Genomic DNA, 18,467 nt, shown 5'->3' with positions numbered 1-18,467 from the left:
ACCAGGATCGCGCCGTCCATCTGGGCAGCACCGGTGATCATGTTCTTGACGTAGTCGGCATGGCCGGGGCAGTCGACGTGCGCGTAGTGGCGGTTCGGCGTCTCATACTCAACGTGCGCCGTCGAGATCGTGATGCCGCGCGCCTTCTCTTCCGGAGCCGCGTCGATCTGGTCGTACGCCTTGAACTCACCGAAGTACTTCGTGATCGCTGCCGTCAGAGACGTCTTGCCGTGGTCAACGTGGCCGATCGTGCCAATGTTGACGTGCGGCTTGTTGCGCTCAAACTTACTCTTTGCCATTTTCGGCTCTCCGTTTTGCTAGTCCCCGAGGGGAGCTAATTCTTGTTATCGGTCAATAGGTATTCCGGTCACTTCTGACCGGAATACTTTGCCTGGATTTCGGTTGCGACGTTCGACGGGACCGGCGCGTAGTGATCGAAGGTCATCGTGTACTGAGCGCGGCCCTGCGACATGGAGCGCAGGTTGTCGACGTACTTGAACATGTTGGCCAGCGGAACGTTGGCGCTGATGACAACCGCGATACCACGGCTTTCCTGACCCTGGATCTGGCCACGGCGGGAGTTGAGGTCGCCGATAACGTCACCAACGTAATCTTCCGGGGTGACGACTTCGACCTTCATCATCGGCTCGAGGAGCTGAGCGCCGGCCTTCTTCGCTGCTTCACGGAAGCAAGCGCGGGAAGCGATTTCGAACGCCAGGACCGAGGAGTCGACGTCGTGGAAGGCGCCGTCGATCAGCGTCGCCTTGACGCCGAGCATCGGGAAGCCAGCCAGCGGACCGGAGGACAGAACGCTTTCGATGCCCTTCTGAACGCCCGGGATGTATTCCTTCGGAACAGAACCGCCGACGATCTTAGATTCGAACTTGAAGTCTTCGCCTTCCGGGTTCGGTTCAAAGATGATCTTGACGCGCGCGAACTGGCCGGTACCACCGGTCTGCTTCTTGTGCGTGTAGTCTTCTTCGGTCTGGCGCGTGATGGTTTCGCGGTAAGCAACCTGCGGCGCACCGACGTTGGCTTCGACCTTGAACTCGCGGCGCATGCGGTCGACGATGATGTCGAGGTGCAGTTCGCCCATGCCGGCGATGATCGTCTGGCCCGATTCCTGATCCGTCTTCACGCGGAAGGACGGGTCTTCGGCCGCCAGGCGGTTGAGCGCGAGGCCCATCTTTTCCTGGTCGCCCTTGGACTTCGGCTCGATGGCGATCTGGATGACCGGCTCGGGGAATTCCATGCGCTCGAGGATAACCGGCTTCAGCGGATCGCAGAGCGTATCGCCGGTGGTGGTTTCCTTGAGACCGGCGAGAGCAACGATGTCGCCTGCGAAGGCTTCTTCGATGTCTTCACGCGAGTTGGAATGCATCTGCAGCATGCGGCCGACGCGCTCGCGCTTGTCCTTGACCGTGTTCAGAACCGAGGAGCCCTTTTCGAGCTTGCCGGAGTAGATGCGGGCGAAGGTGAGCGAACCGACGAAAGGGTCGTTCATGATCTTGAACGCCAGCATCGAAAGCGGCTCGGCATCGTCTGCATGACGCTCGATGTCGGCTTCGGTCTTGAAGTCGATGCCCTTGATCGCCGGAATGTCGAGCGGCGACGGCAGGTAGTCGACGACAGCGTCGAGCAGCGGCTGGACGCCCTTGTTCTTGAAGGCAGTGCCGCAGAACATCGGATGGAACTTGACGTCGATGGTGCCGCGACGAACGAGTTCGCGGATCTTATCGTTGTCGGGCATGTTGCCTTCGAGGTAGGCTTCCATCGCCGCTTCGTCGATCTCGACAACCGTCTCGATCAGCTTCTCACGGTACTCTTCAGCCTTGGCCTTCAGATCTTCCGGGATCTCGACGACGTCCCACTGGGCGCCGAGCGATTCGTCGCGCCAGATCAGGGCGTTCATCTCGACGAGGTCGATAACGCCCTTGAAATCACTTTCAGCGCCGATCGGCAGCTGCATGACGACGGCGGTCGCGCCGAGGCGGGTCTTGATCATCTCGACCGAGCGGTAGAAGTCCGCGCCGGTCTTGTCCATCTTGTTGCAGAAGATCATCCGCGGAACATTGTACTTCTCAGCCTGACGCCAGACGGTTTCCGTCTGCGGCTCCACGCCGGCGTTGGCGTCGAGCAGCGCGATGGCGCCGTCGAGAACGCGCAGCGAACGCTCGACTTCGATCGTGAAGTCGACGTGGCCGGGAGTGTCGATGATGTTGAAGCGGCGCATCTTGCCGTCACGGCCCTTCCAGAAGGTCGTCGTGGCAGCCGAGGTGATCGTGATGCCACGCTCCTGCTCCTGCTCCATCCAGTCCATGGTGGCTGCGCCGTCGTGGACTTCGCCGATCTTGTGCGACTTGCCGGTGTAGTAAAGGATACGCTCGGTGGTCGTGGTCTTGCCGGCGTCGATATGCGCCATGATACCGAAATTGCGGTAGTCTTCGATCTTATATTCGCGAGCCATTGTGGACTGCCTTTCGATACCGTTCGGAATTACCAGCGATAGTGCGAGAACGCGCGGTTGGCGTCAGCCATCTTGTGCGTGTCTTCGCGCTTCTTGACGGCGGAGCCGCGGTTGTTGGACGCATCAAGCAGTTCGCCGGACAGACGGTCGATCATGGTTGTTTCGTTGCGCTTGCGGGCAGCGGCAATCAGCCAGCGAATGGCGAGAGCCTGGCGGCGCTCCGGACGGACGTCGACCGGAACCTGGTAGGTCGCACCACCGACACGGCGCGAGCGGACTTCAACGTGCGGGGCAATATTGTCGAGCGCAGAATGGAATACCGAAAGCGGCTCCTGCTTGGACTTACCCTGGACGGCGTCGAACGCACCGTAGACGATGTTTTCAGCAACGGACTTCTTACCATCGAGCATGATGGCATTCATGAACTTGGTGACGACGAGGTCACCGAACTTCGGATCCGGATTGATCTCGCGCTTTTCTGCTTTATGACGTCTGGACATACTTTTCGTCTCTTCAACCGTTAAGGCGCTTCATCACGCGGAGGACCTCGCGCAGCGCCGGATTATTCAAACCGAATTACTTCGGACGCTTCGCACCGTACTTGGAGCGACGCTGCTTGCGGTTCTTGACACCCTGGGTATCGAGAACGCCGCGGATGATGTGATAACGGACACCCGGAAGGTCCTTTACGCGGCCGCCGCGGATCATGACGACCGAGTGCTCCTGAAGGTTGTGACCTTCGCCGGGGATGTAACCAATGACTTCGAAGCCGTTGGTCAGGCGGATCTTGGCGACCTTACGCAGAGCCGAGTTCGGCTTCTTCGGCGTCGTCGTGTAGACGCGCGTGCAAACGCCGCGCTTCTGCGGGTTCTCCTGGAGTGCGGGAACCTTGTTACGCTTTACGTTCGCCTGGCGAGGCTTGCGGATCAGCTGGTTTACGGTAGGCATTCAACCATCCCTTACGTTTATCTCAGTACCCTTGCGGGCTTGAACTCGCGCCGTCTCCGGCAATGACGCACGTCTTCCGTCAATGCGCAAAATATGGCCCGATCCGCTTCCGCAGATGGACCACAAGGAGCAGAGGACGCATGAAACAATGCGTCATGCGTGCAGCATCATGACTTCAACGTGCGTTTAGAACCTTGTTTGAGGTGAATTTCAGGGCGCGTCGCTCCGAACAGCCAAGCCTCACATGGGATCTGATGGCCGGGGTACTACTGGTTTCCACCACTCTCGTCAAGGCCGGTTAAGAAATAAACTTGGCCGGAACGCCTTGATATGCGGGCCCGACGCCCTGTTTTCGACCTCCTAGACGAAATCGCAGCCATGCGCCAAGATAAAAACTTGGGCATGGCAGCAAAAGCAGTTAAGGAATCAGCAATTGCGGCGTTAAGCCCTCATAGCAGGATTCGAGCGATCGAATCGTCAGGAAGCCGAAGGACAGGCGATGATTACGACACCGGATAACGACAACAATTTCGACGGGCCGATGATCTTCATCATCATCGGCAAAGGCTATGAGTCCGACTCCAGCGAAGGCATCGACCTGCACATCATGCTGAAAGCGCCCGATGACGACACGGCCGTGCGCGAGGCGCTGAACGCCCTGGCCGAAGAGGGCTTCATCGAGGCCGATCTCGATCAGATCGGCATGCTGACCGAAGTTCCGGCCGAAGAGCCGCATGCCTCGGCCTACCAGGGTGCGGTCGACGGCGAGGTCGCGATCATCCGGTTCAACTGACCGCACTCGCGGAGCGGGCCCTGTCTCGCAGCGTGAGTTCGCCCGGAAATCCGGCTGACAGGCAGCGCGCCCGCCCTCCCCCGGATCCACCCAAGCACAATAGAAATGAAAACCGCCCGGATCGCTCCGGGCGGTTTTTCGATTCATATTTTCAGTGCCGGACTTCAGCCGTGGATTATTCCGCAGCCGGAGCCTTTTCTGCCATGTCCTGCAGCATCGGCGTGGCAACGGCCGCGCCGGTGCCCTTGCGACGCTCTTCGAGGATCAGCTCGTCGCGCGATGTGGCGATACGGCGGATCTGGGTCATGGTGCCGCCGGTGCCGGCCGGGATGAGGCGGCCGACGATGACGTTTTCCTTCAGACCCTGCAGACCGTCGGTCTTGCCGGCGATTGCAGCTTCCGTCAGCACCTTGGTCGTTTCCTGGAAGGACGCGGCCGAGATGAAGGACGGGGTCTGCAGCGACGCCTTGGTGATGCCGAGCAGAACCGGATCGCCATGGGCGGGCTTCTTGCCCTGCTCGATCAGGTGGTCGTTGACGTCTTCGAGCTCGATACGGTCGACGTTGTCGCCGACGATGTATGTCGAGTCGCCTGCATCGGTGATCTCCACCTTCTGCAGCATCTGACGGACGATCACCTCGATGTGCTTGTCGTTGATGACGACGCCCTGCAGGCGGTAGACTTCCTGGATTTCGTTGACCAGGTAGGAAGCGAGAGCCTCCACGCCCTTGATCGCCAGGATGTCGTGCGGAGCCGGGTTACCGTCGAGGATGTAGTCACCCTTTTCGATATAGTCGCCGTCCTGAAGGTGGAAGGGCTTGCCCTTCGGGATCAGGTATTCGACAGGCTCGACACCGTCTTCCGCCGGCTCGATGATGACGCGACGCTTGTTCTTGTAGTCGCGGCCGAGGCGGATCGTGCCATCGATCTCTGCGATGATGGCATGGTCCTTCGGACGGCGCGCTTCGAACAGCTCGGCAACACGCGGCAGACCGCCGGTGATGTCCTTGGTCTTGGCGCTTTCGAGCGGCGAACGGGCGAGAACGTCACCCTGGGAGACCTTCGTGCCCGGCTCGACCGACAGAATTGCGTCGACCGAGAGCAGGAACCGCGCGTCACCACCACGCGACAGCTTGGCGACATTGCCGCTGGCGTCCTTGATGACGATCGCCGGCTTGAGGTCCGAACCGCGGGGGGTCGAACGCCAGTCGATGACCTGACGCTTGGTGATGCCGGTGGATTCGTCGGTCGCTTCCAGAACCGAGAGACCGTCAACGAGGTCTTCGAACTGAACGGTACCGGCGACTTCCGTCATCATCGGACGGGTGTACGGATCCCACTCTGCCAGACGCTGGCCGCGCTTGACCTTGTCGCCTTCGTCGACGTGCAGCTTCGAACCGTAGGCGACGCGCTGCGACGAGCGCTCCACACCACGTTCGTCCAGGATCTGGACGGTCATGTTGCGGCCCATGGCAACAAGGCTGCCTTCAGAGTTGCGCAGCACGTTGCGGTTCTTGATCTGCACCGTACCCTCGTACGAGGCTTCCAGGAACGACTGGTCGACCACGGTTGCCGTACCGCCAAGGTGGAAGGTACGCATGGTGAGCTGGGTTCCCGGCTCGCCGATCGACTGAGCGGCGATGACGCCGACAGCTTCGCCCATGTTGACAGGCGTACCGCGCGCGAGGTCGCGGCCGTAGCAGACCGAGCAGACGCCCGTCTGGATTTCGCAGGTCAGCGCCGAGCGGATGCGGATCGACTGAATACCGGCCTTCTCGATTTCGATGACATCGGGCTCGAGGATCATCTTGCCGGCATCGACGATGCGCTCACCGGTGACCGGATGATCGATGTCGTCGAGCGCCGTGCGGCCGAGGATGCGGGCGCCGAGCGAGGCGACGACCTGGCCGGCATCGACGATGGCGGTCATGGTCAGGCCGGTTTCGGTGCCGCAATCGACGTGCGTCACGATGCAATCCTGCGCGACGTCGACGAGACGGCGGGTCAGGTAGCCGGAGTTTGCGGTCTTCAAGGCGGTGTCTGCCAGACCCTTGCGGGCGCCGTGCGTCGAGTTGAAGTACTCGTTGACGGTCAGGCCTTCCTTGAAGTTCGAGATGATCGGCGTCTCGATGATTTCACCCGACGGCTTGGCCATGAGGCCGCGCATGCCGCCCAGCTGACGCATCTGGTTCGGAGAACCGCGGGCGCCGGAGTGGCTCATCATGTAGATCGAGTTCATCGGCTTCTGACGGCCGGTGTTCTCATCGAATTCGACAGCCTTAATGCGCGCCATCATCTCTTCGGCGACCTTTTCGGTCGCCTTGCCCCAGGCGTCGACAACCTTGTTGTACTTTTCACCCTGGGTGATGAGGCCGTCATTGTACTGCTGCTCGTATTCCTTCACCAGGTTCTCGGTGTCGGCAACGATCTTCGCCTTGGTGGCCGGGATGACCATGTCGTCCTTGCCGAACGAAATGCCGGCGCGGCAGGCATGGGCGAAGCCGAGCTGCATGATGCGGTCGCAGAAGATGACCGTGTCCTTCTGGCCGCAATGGCGGTAGACCGTGTCGATCATCTTGGAGATGTTCTTCTTGGTCATTTCCTGGTTGCAGATGTCGAAGGGCACCTTGCCGTTCTTCGGCAGCAGCTCGCCGATGAGCAAACGGCCAGGCGTCGTCTCATAGATCTTCGAGTAAGGCTTGCCATCCTCGCCGATCGACTTAAAGCGGCCGCGGATCTTGGTGTGCAGCGTGACGACCTTGTTTTCGAGCGCATGATGCAGCTCACCGAGATCGGAGAAGGCCATGCCTTCGCCCGGCTCGTTCTGGTTCAGGATCGACAGGTAATACAGGCCGAGAACCATGTCCTGCGAGGGAACGATGATCGGCGCGCCGTTGGCCGGGTGCAGGATGTTGTTGGTCGACATCATCAGCACGCGGGCTTCGAGCTGGGCTTCGAGCGACAGCGGCACGTGAACGGCCATCTGGTCACCGTCGAAGTCGGCGTTGAAGGCCGTGCAGACGAGCGGGTGCAGCTGGATTGCCTTGCCTTCGACCAGGGTGGGTTCGAAGGCCTGGATGCCCAGGCGGTGCAGCGTCGGTGCGCGGTTCAGGAGAACCGGATGCTCGCGGATGACTTCGTCGAGGATATCCCAGACCTCAGGCTTTTCCTTTTCGACCAGCTTCTTGGCCTGCTTGACGGTCGAGGAGTAACCCTTGGCGTCGAGACGGGCATAGATGAACGGCTTGAAGAGCTCGAGCGCCATCTTCTTCGGCAGACCGCACTGGTGCAGCTTCAGTTCCGGACCGGTGACGATGACCGAACGGCCGGAATAGTCGACGCGCTTGCCGAGCAGGTTCTGACGGAAGCGGCCCTGCTTGCCCTTGAGCATGTCGGAGAGCGACTTCAGCGGACGCTTGTTGGCGCCGGTGATGACGCGGCCGCGGCGGCCGTTGTCGAACAGCGCATCGACCGATTCCTGCAGCATGCGCTTTTCGTTGCGGATGATGATGCCGGGCGCACGCAGTTCGATCAGGCGCTTCAGACGGTTGTTACGGTTGATGACGCGGCGATAGAGATCGTTCAGATCAGACGTCGCGAAACGGCCGCCGTCGAGCGGAACCAGCGGGCGCAGATCCGGCGGGATGACCGGAACGACCTTCATGATCATCCATTCCGGACGGTTGCCGGATTCCATGAAGTTCTCGACGATCTTCAGGCGCTTCATCAGCTTCTTCTGCTTGAGATCCGACGTGGTGTCGGCAAGCTCGGAACGCAGATCGCCAGCGATCTTTTCGAGGTTCATCGAAGCCAGCATCTCATAGATGGCTTCCGCACCGATCATGGCCGTGAACTGGTCTTCGCCGTATTCGTCAACGGCAAGCATGTACTCTTCTTCCGTCAGGAGCTGGTGCTCCTTGAGTGCGGTCAGGCCCGGCTCGGTGACGATGTAGTTTTCGAAGTAGAGAACGCGCTCGACATCCTTCAGCGTCATGTCGAGCAGCGTCGAAATGCGTGACGGCAGCGACTTCAGGAACCAGATGTGGGCAACCGGAGCGGCAAGCTCGATATGGCCCATGCGCTCACGGCGAACGCGCGACAGCGTGACTTCGACGCCGCACTTTTCGCAGATGATGCCCTTGTACTTCATGCGCTTGTACTTGCCGCACAAGCACTCGTAGTCCTTGATCGGCCCGAAGATGCGCGCGCAGAACAGACCGTCGCGTTCCGGCTTGAACGTACGGTAGTTGATGGTTTCCGGCTTCTTGATCTCACCGTAGGACCAGGAGAGGATCTTCTCCGGAGATGCGATCGAAATCCGAATGGAATCGAAATTCTGTGCAGGCACCTGCGGATTGAAAAGATTCATGACCTCTTGGTTCATGCCTGTCTCCTTCATGGGCTAAAGCGCCCTCAAAATGCGATGGTCAGCGGCAATTCCCGGGAGCCGCCTCCCTCGCTTAAACGAGAATAACCGCAAGATGCGGCGAAACTTCCCTTCCGGGCCGACACGGATACGGCGCCCGGCGGGACCGGCGTGCGCCGCATTGCAGCGCACGCCCTATTGGTGCTTACTCGGCCGCGTCGGGCAGCTGGGCTGCCTGCGCTTCGTCAAGCTTGGTGTTCTCGAGCTCGACGCTGAGGCCCAGCGAGCGCATTTCCTTGACGAGAACGTTGAAGCTTTCCGGAATACCGGCTTCGAACGTGTCGTCGCCGCGGACGATGGCTTCGTAGACCTTGGTGCGGCCGGCGACGTCGTCCGACTTCACCGTCAGCATTTCCTGCAGCGTGTAGGCTGCGCCATAGGCTTCGAGCGCCCAGACTTCCATTTCGCCGAAGCGCTGACCGCCGAACTGCGCCTTGCCGCCCAGCGGCTGCTGCGTCACGAGCGAGTAAGGACCGATCGAACGGGCATGGATCTTGTCGTCGACCAGGTGGTTGAGCTTCAGCATGTAGATGTAGCCCACCGTGACCTGGCGGTCGAACTGCTCGCCGGTACGGCCGTCATAAAGCGTCGACTGCCCCGTGTCCTTGAGGCCTGCCAGACGCAGCATGTCGTTGACGTCGCCTTCGTTCGCACCGTCGAAGACCGGCGTTGCGATCGAAACGCCGCGCTTCCACTGATCGGCGAGACGCAGAACGGAATCGTCGTCGAAGTCCTGGACCTGTTCGGCCTTTGGACCGGCACCGACGACATCGCCGATGGTCTTGCGCAGCGGCTCGATGTTGCCATTGGCCTTATACGCTTCGATCAGTTCGCCGATCTGGCGACCCATGCCGGCGCAAGCCCAGCCCAGGTGCGTTTCAAGGATCTGGCCGACGTTCATGCGCGAAGGCACGCCGAGCGGGTTCAGAACGACGTCGACATGCGTGCCGTCTTCGAGGAACGGCATGTCCTCGACAGGCACAATGCGCGAGACCACGCCCTTGTTCCCGTGACGGCCGGCCATCTTGTCGCCAGGCTGGATCTTGCGCTTCACGGCGACGAAGACCTTGACCATCTTCATCACGCCCGGAGGCATTTCATCGCCGCGCTGGACCTTCTCGACTTTGTCCATGAAGCGCTGTTCAAGGCGTGACTTGGATTCGTCGTACTGGCCGCGGAGCGCTTCGAGCTCGCTCTGGACCTTCTCGTCCTCGACGGCAAACATCCACCACTGCGAGCGGGGGTATTCGGAGACCACGGCGTTCGAAAGCTCGGTGCCCTTCTTGAAGCCCTTCGGGCCGGCAATCGAGACCTGGCCGCGCAGCATGTCGATCAGACGGCCGTAGACGTTACGGTCGAGGATCGCCTGCTCGTCGTCGCGGTCCTTTGCAAGCCGCTCGATCTCTTCGCGCTCGATCGCCATCGCGCGTTCGTCCTTCTCCACGCCATGGCGGTTGAAGACGCGCACTTCGACGATCGTGCCGTAGGTGCCGGGTGGCATGCGCATGGAGGTATCGCGCACGTCGGAGGCCTTTTCGCCGAAGATGGCGCGCAGAAGCTTTTCTTCCGGCGTCATCGGGCTTTCGCCCTTCGGCGTGATCTTGCCGACGAGGATATCGCCGGGCTGAACTTCGGCGCCGATGTAGACGATGCCGGCTTCGTCGAGGTTCTTCAGCGCTTCTTCCGAAACGTTCGGAATATCGCGGGTGATTTCCTCAGGACCGAGCTTGGTGTCGCGCGCCATCACTTCGAATTCTTCGATGTGGATGGAGGTGAACACGTCGTCGGCCACGATGCGCTCGGAGAGCAGGATCGAGTCTTCGTAGTTGTAGCCGTTCCAGGGCATGAACGCGACGAGCGCGTTGCGGCCGAGCGCCAGGTCGCCGAGATCGGTCGACGGACCGTCGGCGAGAATGTCACCGCGGTTGACGACGTCACCGACGGTGACCAGCGGACGCTGGTTGACGCAGGTGTTCTGGTTCGAACGCTGGAACTTCTGCAGGCGGTAGATATCGACGCCGGATTTGCCGGCTTCGAGATCTTCCGTGGCGCGGATAACGATACGCGTCGCGTCGACCTGGTCGACCACGCCGCCGCGGCGGGCGCCGATGGCAGCGCCCGAGTCACGGGCGACCACCGGCTCCATGCCGGTACCGACGAACGGCGCTTCGGCGCGCAGCAGCGGCACGGCCTGACGCTGCATGTTCGAGCCCATGAGGGCGCGGTTGGCGTCGTCGTTTTCCAGGAACGGGATGAGCGCGGCTGCGACCGAAACGACCTGCTTCGGCGAAACGTCCATCAGGTTCATGCTGTCGCGCGGAGCGAGCATGACTTCGCCGGCGTGACGGCAGACAACGAATTCATCGACGAAGGAACCGTCGGGGTTCATCTCGGCGTTGGCCTGGGCCACGTAGTACTTCGCCTCTTCCATGGCGGAGAGGTAGAGCACGTCGTTCGTCACCTTGCCGTCGACGATGCGGCGGTACGGGCTTTCGATGAAGCCGTACTTGTTGACGCGCGCGAAGGTCGCCAGCGAGTTGATCAGACCGATGTTCGGGCCTTCCGGCGTTTCGATCGGGCAAATACGGCCGTAATGGGTCGGATGAACGTCGCGCACTTCGAAGCCGGCGCGCTCGCGGGTCAGACCGCCCGGGCCAAGGGCCGAGAGACGGCGCTTATGGGTGATTTCCGAGAGCGGGTTGACCTGGTCCATGAACTGCGAGAGCTGCGAGGAACCGAAGAATTCGCGGACGGCGGCAGCAGCCGGCTTGGCGTTGATCAGGTCCTGCGGCATGACCGTGTCGATCTCGATCGAGGACATGCGTTCCTTGATCGCGCGCTCCATGCGGAGCAGGCCGAGACGGTACTGGTTCTCCATCAGCTCGCCGACCGAGCGGACGCGGCGGTTGCCGAGGTTGTCGATGTCGTCGATCTCGCCCTTGCCGTCGCGCAGTTCGACCAGCATCTTGACCACAGCCAGGATGTCGTCCTTGCGCAGGATGCGGACGGTGTCTTCGACGGTCAGGTCGAGACGCATGTTCATCTTGACGCGGCCGACGGCGGAGAGATCGTAACGCTCCGCATCGAAGAACAGCGAGTTGAACATGGCTTCGGCCGATTCCATGGTCGGCGGTTCACCCGGACGCATGACGCGGTAGATGTCGAACAGAGCGTCCTGACGGTTCTCGTTCTTGTCGGCCGAAAGCGTATTGCGGATATAGGCGCCGACATTGATGTGGTCGATGCCGAGAACCGGGATCTCGTCGAAACCGTTCGACAGGATGATGCCAAGCGTCTTCTCGTCGATCTCATCGCCGGCTTCGAGATAGATCTCACCCGTCGAGTAGTTGACGATGTCTTCGGCGAGATAGTTGCCGTAAAGGTCATCGTCGCCGGCCTTCAGGGCCTTCAGGCCCTTGTCGGAAAGCTGGCGCAGCAGGCGCGGGGTCAGCTTCTTGCCGGCTTCCACGACGACTTCACCGGTATCGGCGTCGACCATCTCGGTAATCGCCTTGGCGCCCTTCAGCGTCTCCGGCTTGAAGGGAATGCGCCAGCCTTCGCCGTCGCGCTTGTAGAGCGACTTCGTGTAGAAGGTGTCGAGGATTTCCTCGCCGTCCATGCCGAGCGCCATCAGGAGCGACGTCACCGGGATCTTGCGGCGGCGGTCGATACGGGCGTAGACGATGTCCTTGGCGTCGAATTCGATATCGAGCCAGGAACCGCGATAGGGAATGACGCGGGCGGCAAAGAGCAGCTTGCCGGAAGAATGGCTCTTGCCCTTGTCATGGTCGAAGAACACGCCCGGCGAGCGGTGCATCTGCGACACGATGACGCGCTCGGTGCCGTTGACGATGAACGTGCCGTTGTTGGTCATGAGCGGCATGTCGCCCATGTAAACCGACTGTTCCTTGATGTCCTTGATCGACTTCGCGCCGGTATCCTCGTCAATATCGAACACGATGAGGCGCAGCGTCACCTTCAGCGGCGCGGCATAGGTCAGGTCGCGCTGACGGCATTCGTCCACATCGAACTTCGGCGGCTCGAACTCATAGGATACGAATTCCAGCATCGAGGCGCCGGAAAAATCGGTGATCGGGAAAACCGACTTGAAGACGGCCTGAAGACCCTCGTCGGGCCGGCCGCCCTTCGGCTCTTCCACCATCAGAAACTGGTCGTAGGACGCCTTCTGAACCTCGATGAGGTTCGGCATTTCTGCGACTTCGGGGATCTTACCAAAAAACTTGCGTACGCGCCTGCGACCGTTGAACGAAAGGGTCTGAGCCATCGTCGCTCCTTCAAAATCTTGCACCCGGGCCTGCAACGGACGGGAACCGATGGCCAGTCGATCCCGTCAATCAATGGGTAGTTCAATCTCGTCCGACTCCCGAAAACGCCCAGCTCGGATTGCTGTGCTGCCCTCGGTGCGAGACTATCCTTTTGAAGAACCCATTACCCAAAAGCCGTTTTGACGCGGCTTTTGGGTAATTCGTTCAGAAAAACGGCAAATGGGAGGCAGCAGACGCTACCTCCCAAAAGCAGTTCAAGCTTACTTGACGTCGGCCTTGGCGCCAGCGTCTTCAAGCTTCTTCTTGATGTCGGCGGCTTCAGCCTTGGAAACGCCTTCCTTGACAGCCTTCGGAGCGCCTTCGACGAGGTCCTTGGCTTCCTTGAGGCCGAGGCCGGTGATGGCGCGGACTTCCTTGATGACGTTGATCTTGTTGGCGCCAGCATCCGTGAGGATGACGTCGAACTCGGTCTTTTCTTCCTCGACCGGAGCAGCAGCGCCGGCACCACCACCAACGGCAGCAACAGCTACCGGAGCAGCGGCGGAAACGCCCCACTTTTCTTCGAGAAGCTTCGACAGTTCTGCAGCTTCCAGAACGGTCAGCGAGGAGAGGTCGTCAACGATCTTTGCGAGATCAGCCATTTTACTAGTTCCTTTTGTTCGGTTCGAACCGGTTGATTATAAACAGCGAAAAACCGCCTTAAGCGGCTTCGTCCTTCTTGGCATAGGCCGAGAACACGCGAGCAAGCTGGCTTGCCGGTGCGGCAACAACGCCTGCAATGCGGGTAGCCGGTGTCTGGATCATGCCCAGCAGCTTCGCACGCAGTTCGTCCAGCGAAGGCAGGGTCGCAAGCGACTTGACACCTTCGGCGTTCAGCGTTGTCGTGCCCATGGCGCCGCCGAGAACCACGATCTTGTCGTTGGTCTTGGCGAAATCCATGACGACCTTCGGAGCGGTGATCGGATCATTGCTGTAAGCAATGAGGGTCTGACCCTTGAAGAGATTGGTAATCCCTTCCGCTTCCGTACCCTGAAGGGCAATTTTGGCCAGGCGGTTTTTCGCGACTTTGACGGTGCCGCCAGCAGCGCGCATCTTCGAACGAAAATCGTTCATCTGTGCGACTGTAGCACCAGCATAGTGGGCCACGACAACCGAGCCCGAAGCCTTGAAGACTTCGTTCAGTTCCGTGACAAATTCGCGCTTTTCCGCTCTTTCCACTGCCTATCTCCAGTTGGCGGGACCGTTTGATCGGACCCACCGGGTTGCCTTTTGCCCCCTGGGATCAAAAGAGATCCCAAGCGACGCTTGAGGATCCTGTCCCCTCGCGCTCCGCGCCAATCAAGGCAAGGAGGCACAAGGCATCCAAGGCTCGAACCAAATTCCTAGAAGCGAACTTCATGCAATTCGGGTCTTACCCGTCTCATGCAGGCCAAGTGATTAAGGGAAAACCACCTGCAATCTCGGACAGGATTCCGGATTTCTCCGGAATATTCCGGCCTCTCGCGAGGCCGGAATTCTGAGACCGGGCCGAGGCCCGGCCATGAACTTATGCAGTCGGAGCTGCCGTAACCGATCCGACTTCGATCTTGACGCCCGGACCCATGGTCGAGGAAATCGCTACGCGCTTGACGTAGTTGCCCTTGGCGCCAGCAGGCTTTGCCTTGATGACGGCATCAGCGAAGGCGCGGATGTTTTCTTCCAGTGCCTTGGCGTCGAAAGAGGCCTTGCCGATGCCGGCATGGACGATGCCAGCCTTCTCGACGCGGAACTCGACGGCGCCGCCCTTGGAGGCCTTGACGGCTCCGGCGACGTCCATGGTGACGGTGCCGACCTTCGGGTTCGGCATCATGCCGCGGGGGCCGAGAACCTTACCGAGGCGGCCAACGAGCGGCATCATGTCGGGGGTGGCGATGCAGCGATCGAATTCGATCTTGCCGCCCTGGACGATGTCGACGAGGTCTTCGGCACCGACGACATCGGCACCGGCAGCCTTGGCTTCATCGGCCTTGGCGCCGCGAGCGAAGACTGCGACGCGAACCGTACGGCCCGTGCCGTTCGGCAGGTTGACGACGCCGCGAACCATCTGGTCCGCATGGCGCGGGTCGACGCCGAGGTTCATCGAGACTTCGATGGTTTCGTCGAACTTGGCGACAGCCCGTTCCTTGACCATGCCGATGGCCTGGGTCAGAGCGTAGAGCTTTGTGGGATCAACACCTTCGTTGATCTTGCGAGTGCGCTTGCCAGCCATGATATTAACCCACCACTTCCAGGCCCATGGCGCGGGCAGAGCCCTCGATCATCGCCATTGCACCTTCGATATCCGCTGCATTCAGATCCTTCATCTTGGCTTCTGCGATCGACTTGATCTGAGCCTTGGTGAGGGAGCCGACCTTCGCGCCCTTGCCGGGCGTCTTGGAACCGGACGTGATCTTCGCTTCCTTCTTCAGCCAGTAGCTGACCGGAGGCTGCTTCATCGCGAAGGTGAAGGACTTGTCCTGGTAATAGGTGATGACGACCGGGATCGGCATACCCTTTTCCATTTCCTGCGTGGCGGCATTGAACGCCTTGCAGAATTCCATGATGTTAATGCCACGCTGACCAAGCGCCGGACCAATCGGCGGGGACGGGTTTGCCGATCCTGCCTTGACCTGAAGCTTGAGCTGGCCTGCAACTTTCTTAGCCATATCTCTCTGCCTTTCATGAACGACCGGTCGCCCGGCCCGTGATGCCGGATCTCTCCGGCGGCTGCGGTTGCGTGGTGCGGATCATTTAGGGTCCGGCTAAGACCCCTCACCTTCCACGCGGATGCGGACGAGGTCCGCGGGAACCAGGCCACAAGGACCAGCTTCCAATCTCCAGCGATCAGACCTTCTCGACCTGCGCGTATTCCAGCTCGACCGGCGTTGCGCGGCCGAAAATCGACACCTCCACCTTCAGGCGCGAACGTTCTTCGTCCACATCCTGAACCGTGCCGTTGAACGAGGCGAAGGGACCATCGGAAACGCGGACCTGCTCGCCGATTTCGAAAGTAACGGACGCCTTAGGCCGCTCGACGCCTTCCTGAACCTGGCCAAGAATGCGCTCGGCTTCATAATCCGGAATCGGAACGGGCTTATTGTCGGAACCGAGGAAACCCGTGACCTTCGGCGTATTCTTGATCAGGTGGTAAGCCTCGTCCGTCAAATTGGCGCGGACCAGGACATAACCCGGAAAGAACTTGCGCTCGCTATCGACCTTGCGGCCGCGACGCACCTCCACAACCTTTTCGGTCGGCACGAGGATCTTCTCGAACAGGTGCTCAAGCCCCTTCTGGCGAGCCTTGTTCTCGATGTCTTCAGCCACCTTCTTTTCAAAATTAGAGTACGCGTGGACGATGTACCAACGTGCCGCCATTTTCATCTCCACCCGTATCAGTTGCCGGTATTGAGCACGAAGCTCAGGACCCAGCCGATCAGCTGGTCAGCGGCAAAGAAAAACAGCGCGGCGAAAACCACCATCACCAGCACCATGACCGTCGAGATCATCGTCTCGCGGCGCGACGGCCATGTGACCTTGGACGTCTCGGAGCGAACCTGCTGCAGAAACGCAAATGGATTGGATTTGGATGCCATCGACTGCCCACGCAATTACGGCGCGTAAAGCTGAAACTATCAGCCCCACGCACCGCGTGTCTGTTGAACCCTAAATAAACACCGATTCCCGAATACACAAGAGGGAAACCGAAGTTTAACGAAATTACTTGCCACCGATCGATCCCTAGCCGGAACGCCGCGAGCACGGCCGCGCTGTCCGTATCAGGGAAGATGGCAGGGGCAGAGGGGCTCGAACCCCCGACCTGCGGTTTTGGAGACCGCCGCTCTACCAACTGAGCTATACCCCTTCATGCCTGTCCTTCAGCGCCCGAGCCAAGACCCGCAAATCGCTGCCGAAATGCATGGCGCTCCCTTTAAGACGGCGGCAGCGGATTGGCAAGCACGATTTTCGATTTTCAGAGCCCTTCTGCTCATCGCGAGCGTCCAGCCTCTCGATCGACGGCCGGAAAGCGTTCAGACGTTCACATACTTCCGCCAGTCGTGTTCTTCCTTGAAGCCCAGCACCTCGCGAATCTTCCGGTTGGAAAGCAGCCCCTCATATTCACCGATCTCGCGGGTGAAGGGCACGTTCGGGAAGAATCGCTTCGCAAGCTCCTTCGACGGCGTGTTGGCCGAAACGGTGTCGTTGGCGGCGTTGAAGACCTGGTAACCGAGCCCGTCCTTCTGGATGCAGAGGTGGCAAATCTGCCCGAGGTCGCGCGCGTCGATATAGCTCCAGGTGATACGCTTGCGCATCTCGGGATGGGCAAAATAGGTCGGGAATCGCTCATATTCGTGCGGTTCGATAACGTTGCCGATGCGCAGCGCATAGATGTCGAAGCCCGACCGTTCGGCAAAGGCGCGCGCCGTCTTTTCGTTGACCACCTTGGAAAGGCCGTAGGAATCCATTGGATTGACGTCGTAGTCTTCCTCCAAGGGAAACTGGTGGAAATCGCGATGTCCCTCGGCGAAGCAGACGCCGTAGGTCGTCTCGCTCGACGCAACGACGATCTTCCGGATGCCGAGCTTCACCGCAGCCTCGATGACATTGTAAGTGCCCATCGTGTTGATGCGGAAGGTCTCGTTGTCGGGCTTGATCAGGATGCGCGGAATGGCGGCGAAATGCACCACGGCATCGAAGGGCTGGACACCCCTGCCCGCATCGAGATCGGGGAAATCGCGGTGCATCGACAGCGCGTTGAAGACCTGCCCGCTATCGGTGATGTCGGCGATGAGATTGGTGACGCCGGGACTGTCCAGCGGCACGAGATCAAGATTGTGGACCTCGTAACCCGCATTGACAAGCCATGGCACGGCATGGCGACCTGCCTTGCCGGAACCGCCGGTGAATAGAATGCGCTTCTTCATCGAATGTCCTCCGCACCATGAAACCGGGAGGCATAGTTAGACGCTTCCGCGCGAAGAGCAAGCGAGCGTTCTGCAAGGGGTTTCACCCCGCCGCGCCGGGAGCACCCTATCCGGGAGCACCTGGCGAATTACTGCCCTATCACCGCAGCCCCCCTGCGATGACCTGGAAAGCTCGTCACTTGACGACGCTTACCTCATTGATCTGCACTCCCGCGGACTGAACAACCTCTTGCGGAATTGCAGCGATGAAAAACATCGTGAAAACATACATTGCGAATATCGTCGCAGCGAATGTGGCCTTTGGAATCATCCGGGCTCTCCTCTTTACAAGAAGGAGTCTGGACTAAAATGAGCCAATCACAACCGCTTTCTGAACGTGAGATGAACAAAATACTGTGACGGGCAGTTTTAACGATATTTTTACAACACCTGTTAAACGAGCCGGAAGCCATCAAAAACGAAAAACCCCGCTGTTTCCAGCGGGGTTTTCCTCATTGTGGATAACCTAAAGGTTACTCGACGATCGAAGCGACGATGCCGGCGCCGACGGTGCGGCCGCCTTCGCGGATAGCGAAGCGCAGCTTTTCTTCCATCGCGATCGGAACGA

Annotated in this window: 15 protein-coding genes and 1 tRNA gene; 1 reads left to right on the top strand and 15 read right to left on the bottom strand. The window is 60.0% G+C overall.

The genetic code is table 11. The features are described 5' to 3' along the window. The 4 genes from GA0061105_RS31195 to rpsL all read right to left on the bottom strand — a co-directional run. The coding region (locus GA0061105_RS31195) for a GTP-binding protein (RefSeq protein ID WP_026619419.1) at positions 1 to 299 on the bottom strand (299 nt) is incomplete at its 3' end. Between the two features lie 68 nt (positions 300 to 367). Continuing rightward, positions 368 to 2,467 carry an elongation factor G gene (fusA, locus tag GA0061105_RS31190; RefSeq protein ID WP_064692632.1) on the bottom strand — a complete coding sequence of 700 codons (2,100 nt, stop codon included), beginning with the start codon at positions 2,465 to 2,467 and terminating at the stop codon, positions 368 to 370. Positions 2,468 to 2,496: 29 nt separating this feature from the next. After that, entirely contained in the window at positions 2,497 to 2,967 is a 471-nt protein-coding gene (gene rpsG / locus GA0061105_RS31185) for a 30S ribosomal protein S7 (protein ID WP_004669085.1), read from the bottom strand. Between the two features lie 76 nt (positions 2,968 to 3,043). Then, positions 3,044 to 3,415: a 30S ribosomal protein S12 gene (gene rpsL, locus GA0061105_RS31180; RefSeq protein WP_003547537.1), complete on the bottom strand. Its 372-nt coding sequence runs from the start codon at positions 3,413 to 3,415 to the stop codon at positions 3,044 to 3,046. A gap of 499 nt (positions 3,416 to 3,914) precedes the next feature. Between rpsL and GA0061105_RS31175 the strand changes: the two genes are divergently transcribed. Then, complete coding sequence (locus GA0061105_RS31175; RefSeq protein ID WP_009992164.1) at positions 3,915 to 4,208, top strand: hypothetical protein; 294 nt, start codon at positions 3,915 to 3,917, stop codon at positions 4,206 to 4,208. Between the two features lie 175 nt (positions 4,209 to 4,383). Here GA0061105_RS31175 and rpoC read toward each other — a convergent pair whose 3' ends face one another. From rpoC to GA0061105_RS31120, 11 genes are all read right to left on the bottom strand, one after another. Continuing rightward, positions 4,384 to 8,592 (bottom strand): DNA-directed RNA polymerase subunit beta', encoded by a 4,209-nt coding sequence (rpoC, locus tag GA0061105_RS31170; protein WP_092755187.1) that lies wholly within the window; start codon positions 8,590 to 8,592, stop codon positions 4,384 to 4,386. Positions 8,593 to 8,779: 187 nt separating this feature from the next. Then, positions 8,780 to 12,919 carry a DNA-directed RNA polymerase subunit beta gene (gene rpoB / locus GA0061105_RS31165; protein WP_064692630.1) on the bottom strand — a complete coding sequence of 1,380 codons (4,140 nt, stop codon included), beginning with the start codon at positions 12,917 to 12,919 and terminating at the stop codon, positions 8,780 to 8,782. A 261-nt stretch (positions 12,920 to 13,180) separates the two neighbouring features. Then, positions 13,181 to 13,561, bottom strand: coding sequence for a 50S ribosomal protein L7/L12 (gene rplL / locus GA0061105_RS31160; RefSeq protein ID WP_064692629.1), 381 nt, complete (start codon positions 13,559 to 13,561; stop codon positions 13,181 to 13,183). 58 nt (positions 13,562 to 13,619) lie between these two features. Next, the gene (gene rplJ, locus GA0061105_RS31155) at positions 13,620 to 14,138 is read right to left on the bottom strand and encodes a 50S ribosomal protein L10 (protein WP_064692628.1); all 519 of its coding nucleotides are present in this window, start codon (positions 14,136 to 14,138) and stop codon (positions 13,620 to 13,622) included. 328 nt (positions 14,139 to 14,466) lie between these two features. Continuing rightward, positions 14,467 to 15,168: a 50S ribosomal protein L1 gene (rplA, locus tag GA0061105_RS31150; protein ID WP_092755184.1), complete on the bottom strand. Its 702-nt coding sequence runs from the start codon at positions 15,166 to 15,168 to the stop codon at positions 14,467 to 14,469. Between the two features lie 4 nt (positions 15,169 to 15,172). Next, positions 15,173 to 15,604, bottom strand: a complete 432-nt coding sequence (gene rplK / locus GA0061105_RS31145; RefSeq protein WP_064692627.1) for a 50S ribosomal protein L11 — start codon at positions 15,602 to 15,604, stop codon at positions 15,173 to 15,175. A gap of 178 nt (positions 15,605 to 15,782) precedes the next feature. Beyond that, the gene (nusG, locus tag GA0061105_RS31140; RefSeq protein ID WP_007791989.1) at positions 15,783 to 16,313 is read right to left on the bottom strand and encodes a transcription termination/antitermination protein NusG; all 531 of its coding nucleotides are present in this window, start codon (positions 16,311 to 16,313) and stop codon (positions 15,783 to 15,785) included. Positions 16,314 to 16,330: 17 nt separating this feature from the next. Next, positions 16,331 to 16,531 (bottom strand): preprotein translocase subunit SecE, encoded by a 201-nt coding sequence (gene secE, locus GA0061105_RS31135; RefSeq protein ID WP_003573826.1) that lies wholly within the window; start codon positions 16,529 to 16,531, stop codon positions 16,331 to 16,333. Between the two features lie 193 nt (positions 16,532 to 16,724). Then, positions 16,725 to 16,800: transfer RNA gene (locus tag GA0061105_RS31130), tRNA-Trp, on the bottom strand. 166 nt (positions 16,801 to 16,966) lie between these two features. Further along, positions 16,967 to 17,860, bottom strand: coding sequence for an NAD-dependent epimerase/dehydratase family protein (locus GA0061105_RS31125; RefSeq protein WP_064692626.1), 894 nt, complete (start codon positions 17,858 to 17,860; stop codon positions 16,967 to 16,969). 512 nt (positions 17,861 to 18,372) lie between these two features. Further along, positions 18,373 to 18,467: EF-Tu C-terminal domain-related protein (locus GA0061105_RS31120; protein ID WP_018010126.1), on the bottom strand; the 95-nt coding region annotated here is incomplete at its 5' end.

This window comes from Rhizobium aethiopicum (assembly GCF_900094625.1).
GTDB classification, from domain to species: domain Bacteria; phylum Pseudomonadota; class Alphaproteobacteria; order Rhizobiales; family Rhizobiaceae; genus Rhizobium; species Rhizobium aethiopicum.
Note: the sequence above shows the minus strand (reverse complement) of the source record. Positions and strands in the feature narration are given on the sequence as shown.

What these genes read in the sequence shown, in the direction of transcription:
- rpoC (WP_092755187.1), bottom strand. Translation starts at nt 8,592, where the DNA reads ATGAACCAAGAGGTCATGAATCTTTTCAATCCGCAGGTGCCTGCACAG.
- fusA (WP_064692632.1), bottom strand. Translation starts at nt 2,467, where the DNA reads ATGGCTCGCGAATATAAGATCGAAGACTACCGCAATTTCGGTATCATG.
- GA0061105_RS31125 (WP_064692626.1), bottom strand. Translation starts at nt 17,860, where the DNA reads ATGAAGAAGCGCATTCTATTCACCGGCGGTTCCGGCAAGGCAGGTCGC.
- GA0061105_RS31175 (WP_009992164.1), top strand. Translation starts at nt 3,915, where the DNA reads ATGATTACGACACCGGATAACGACAACAATTTCGACGGGCCGATGATC.
- rplA (WP_092755184.1), bottom strand. Translation starts at nt 15,168, where the DNA reads ATGGCTGGCAAGCGCACTCGCAAGATCAACGAAGGTGTTGATCCCACA.
- secE (WP_003573826.1), bottom strand. Translation starts at nt 16,531, where the DNA reads ATGGCATCCAAATCCAATCCATTTGCGTTTCTGCAGCAGGTTCGCTCC.
- nusG (WP_007791989.1), bottom strand. Translation starts at nt 16,313, where the DNA reads ATGGCGGCACGTTGGTACATCGTCCACGCGTACTCTAATTTTGAAAAG.
- rpsL (WP_003547537.1), bottom strand. Translation starts at nt 3,415, where the DNA reads ATGCCTACCGTAAACCAGCTGATCCGCAAGCCTCGCCAGGCGAACGTA.
- rplL (WP_064692629.1), bottom strand. Translation starts at nt 13,561, where the DNA reads ATGGCTGATCTCGCAAAGATCGTTGACGACCTCTCCTCGCTGACCGTT.
- rplK (WP_064692627.1), bottom strand. Translation starts at nt 15,604, where the DNA reads ATGGCTAAGAAAGTTGCAGGCCAGCTCAAGCTTCAGGTCAAGGCAGGA.
- rpsG (WP_004669085.1), bottom strand. Translation starts at nt 2,967, where the DNA reads ATGTCCAGACGTCATAAAGCAGAAAAGCGCGAGATCAATCCGGATCCG.
- rpoB (WP_064692630.1), bottom strand. Translation starts at nt 12,919, where the DNA reads ATGGCTCAGACCCTTTCGTTCAACGGTCGCAGGCGCGTACGCAAGTTT.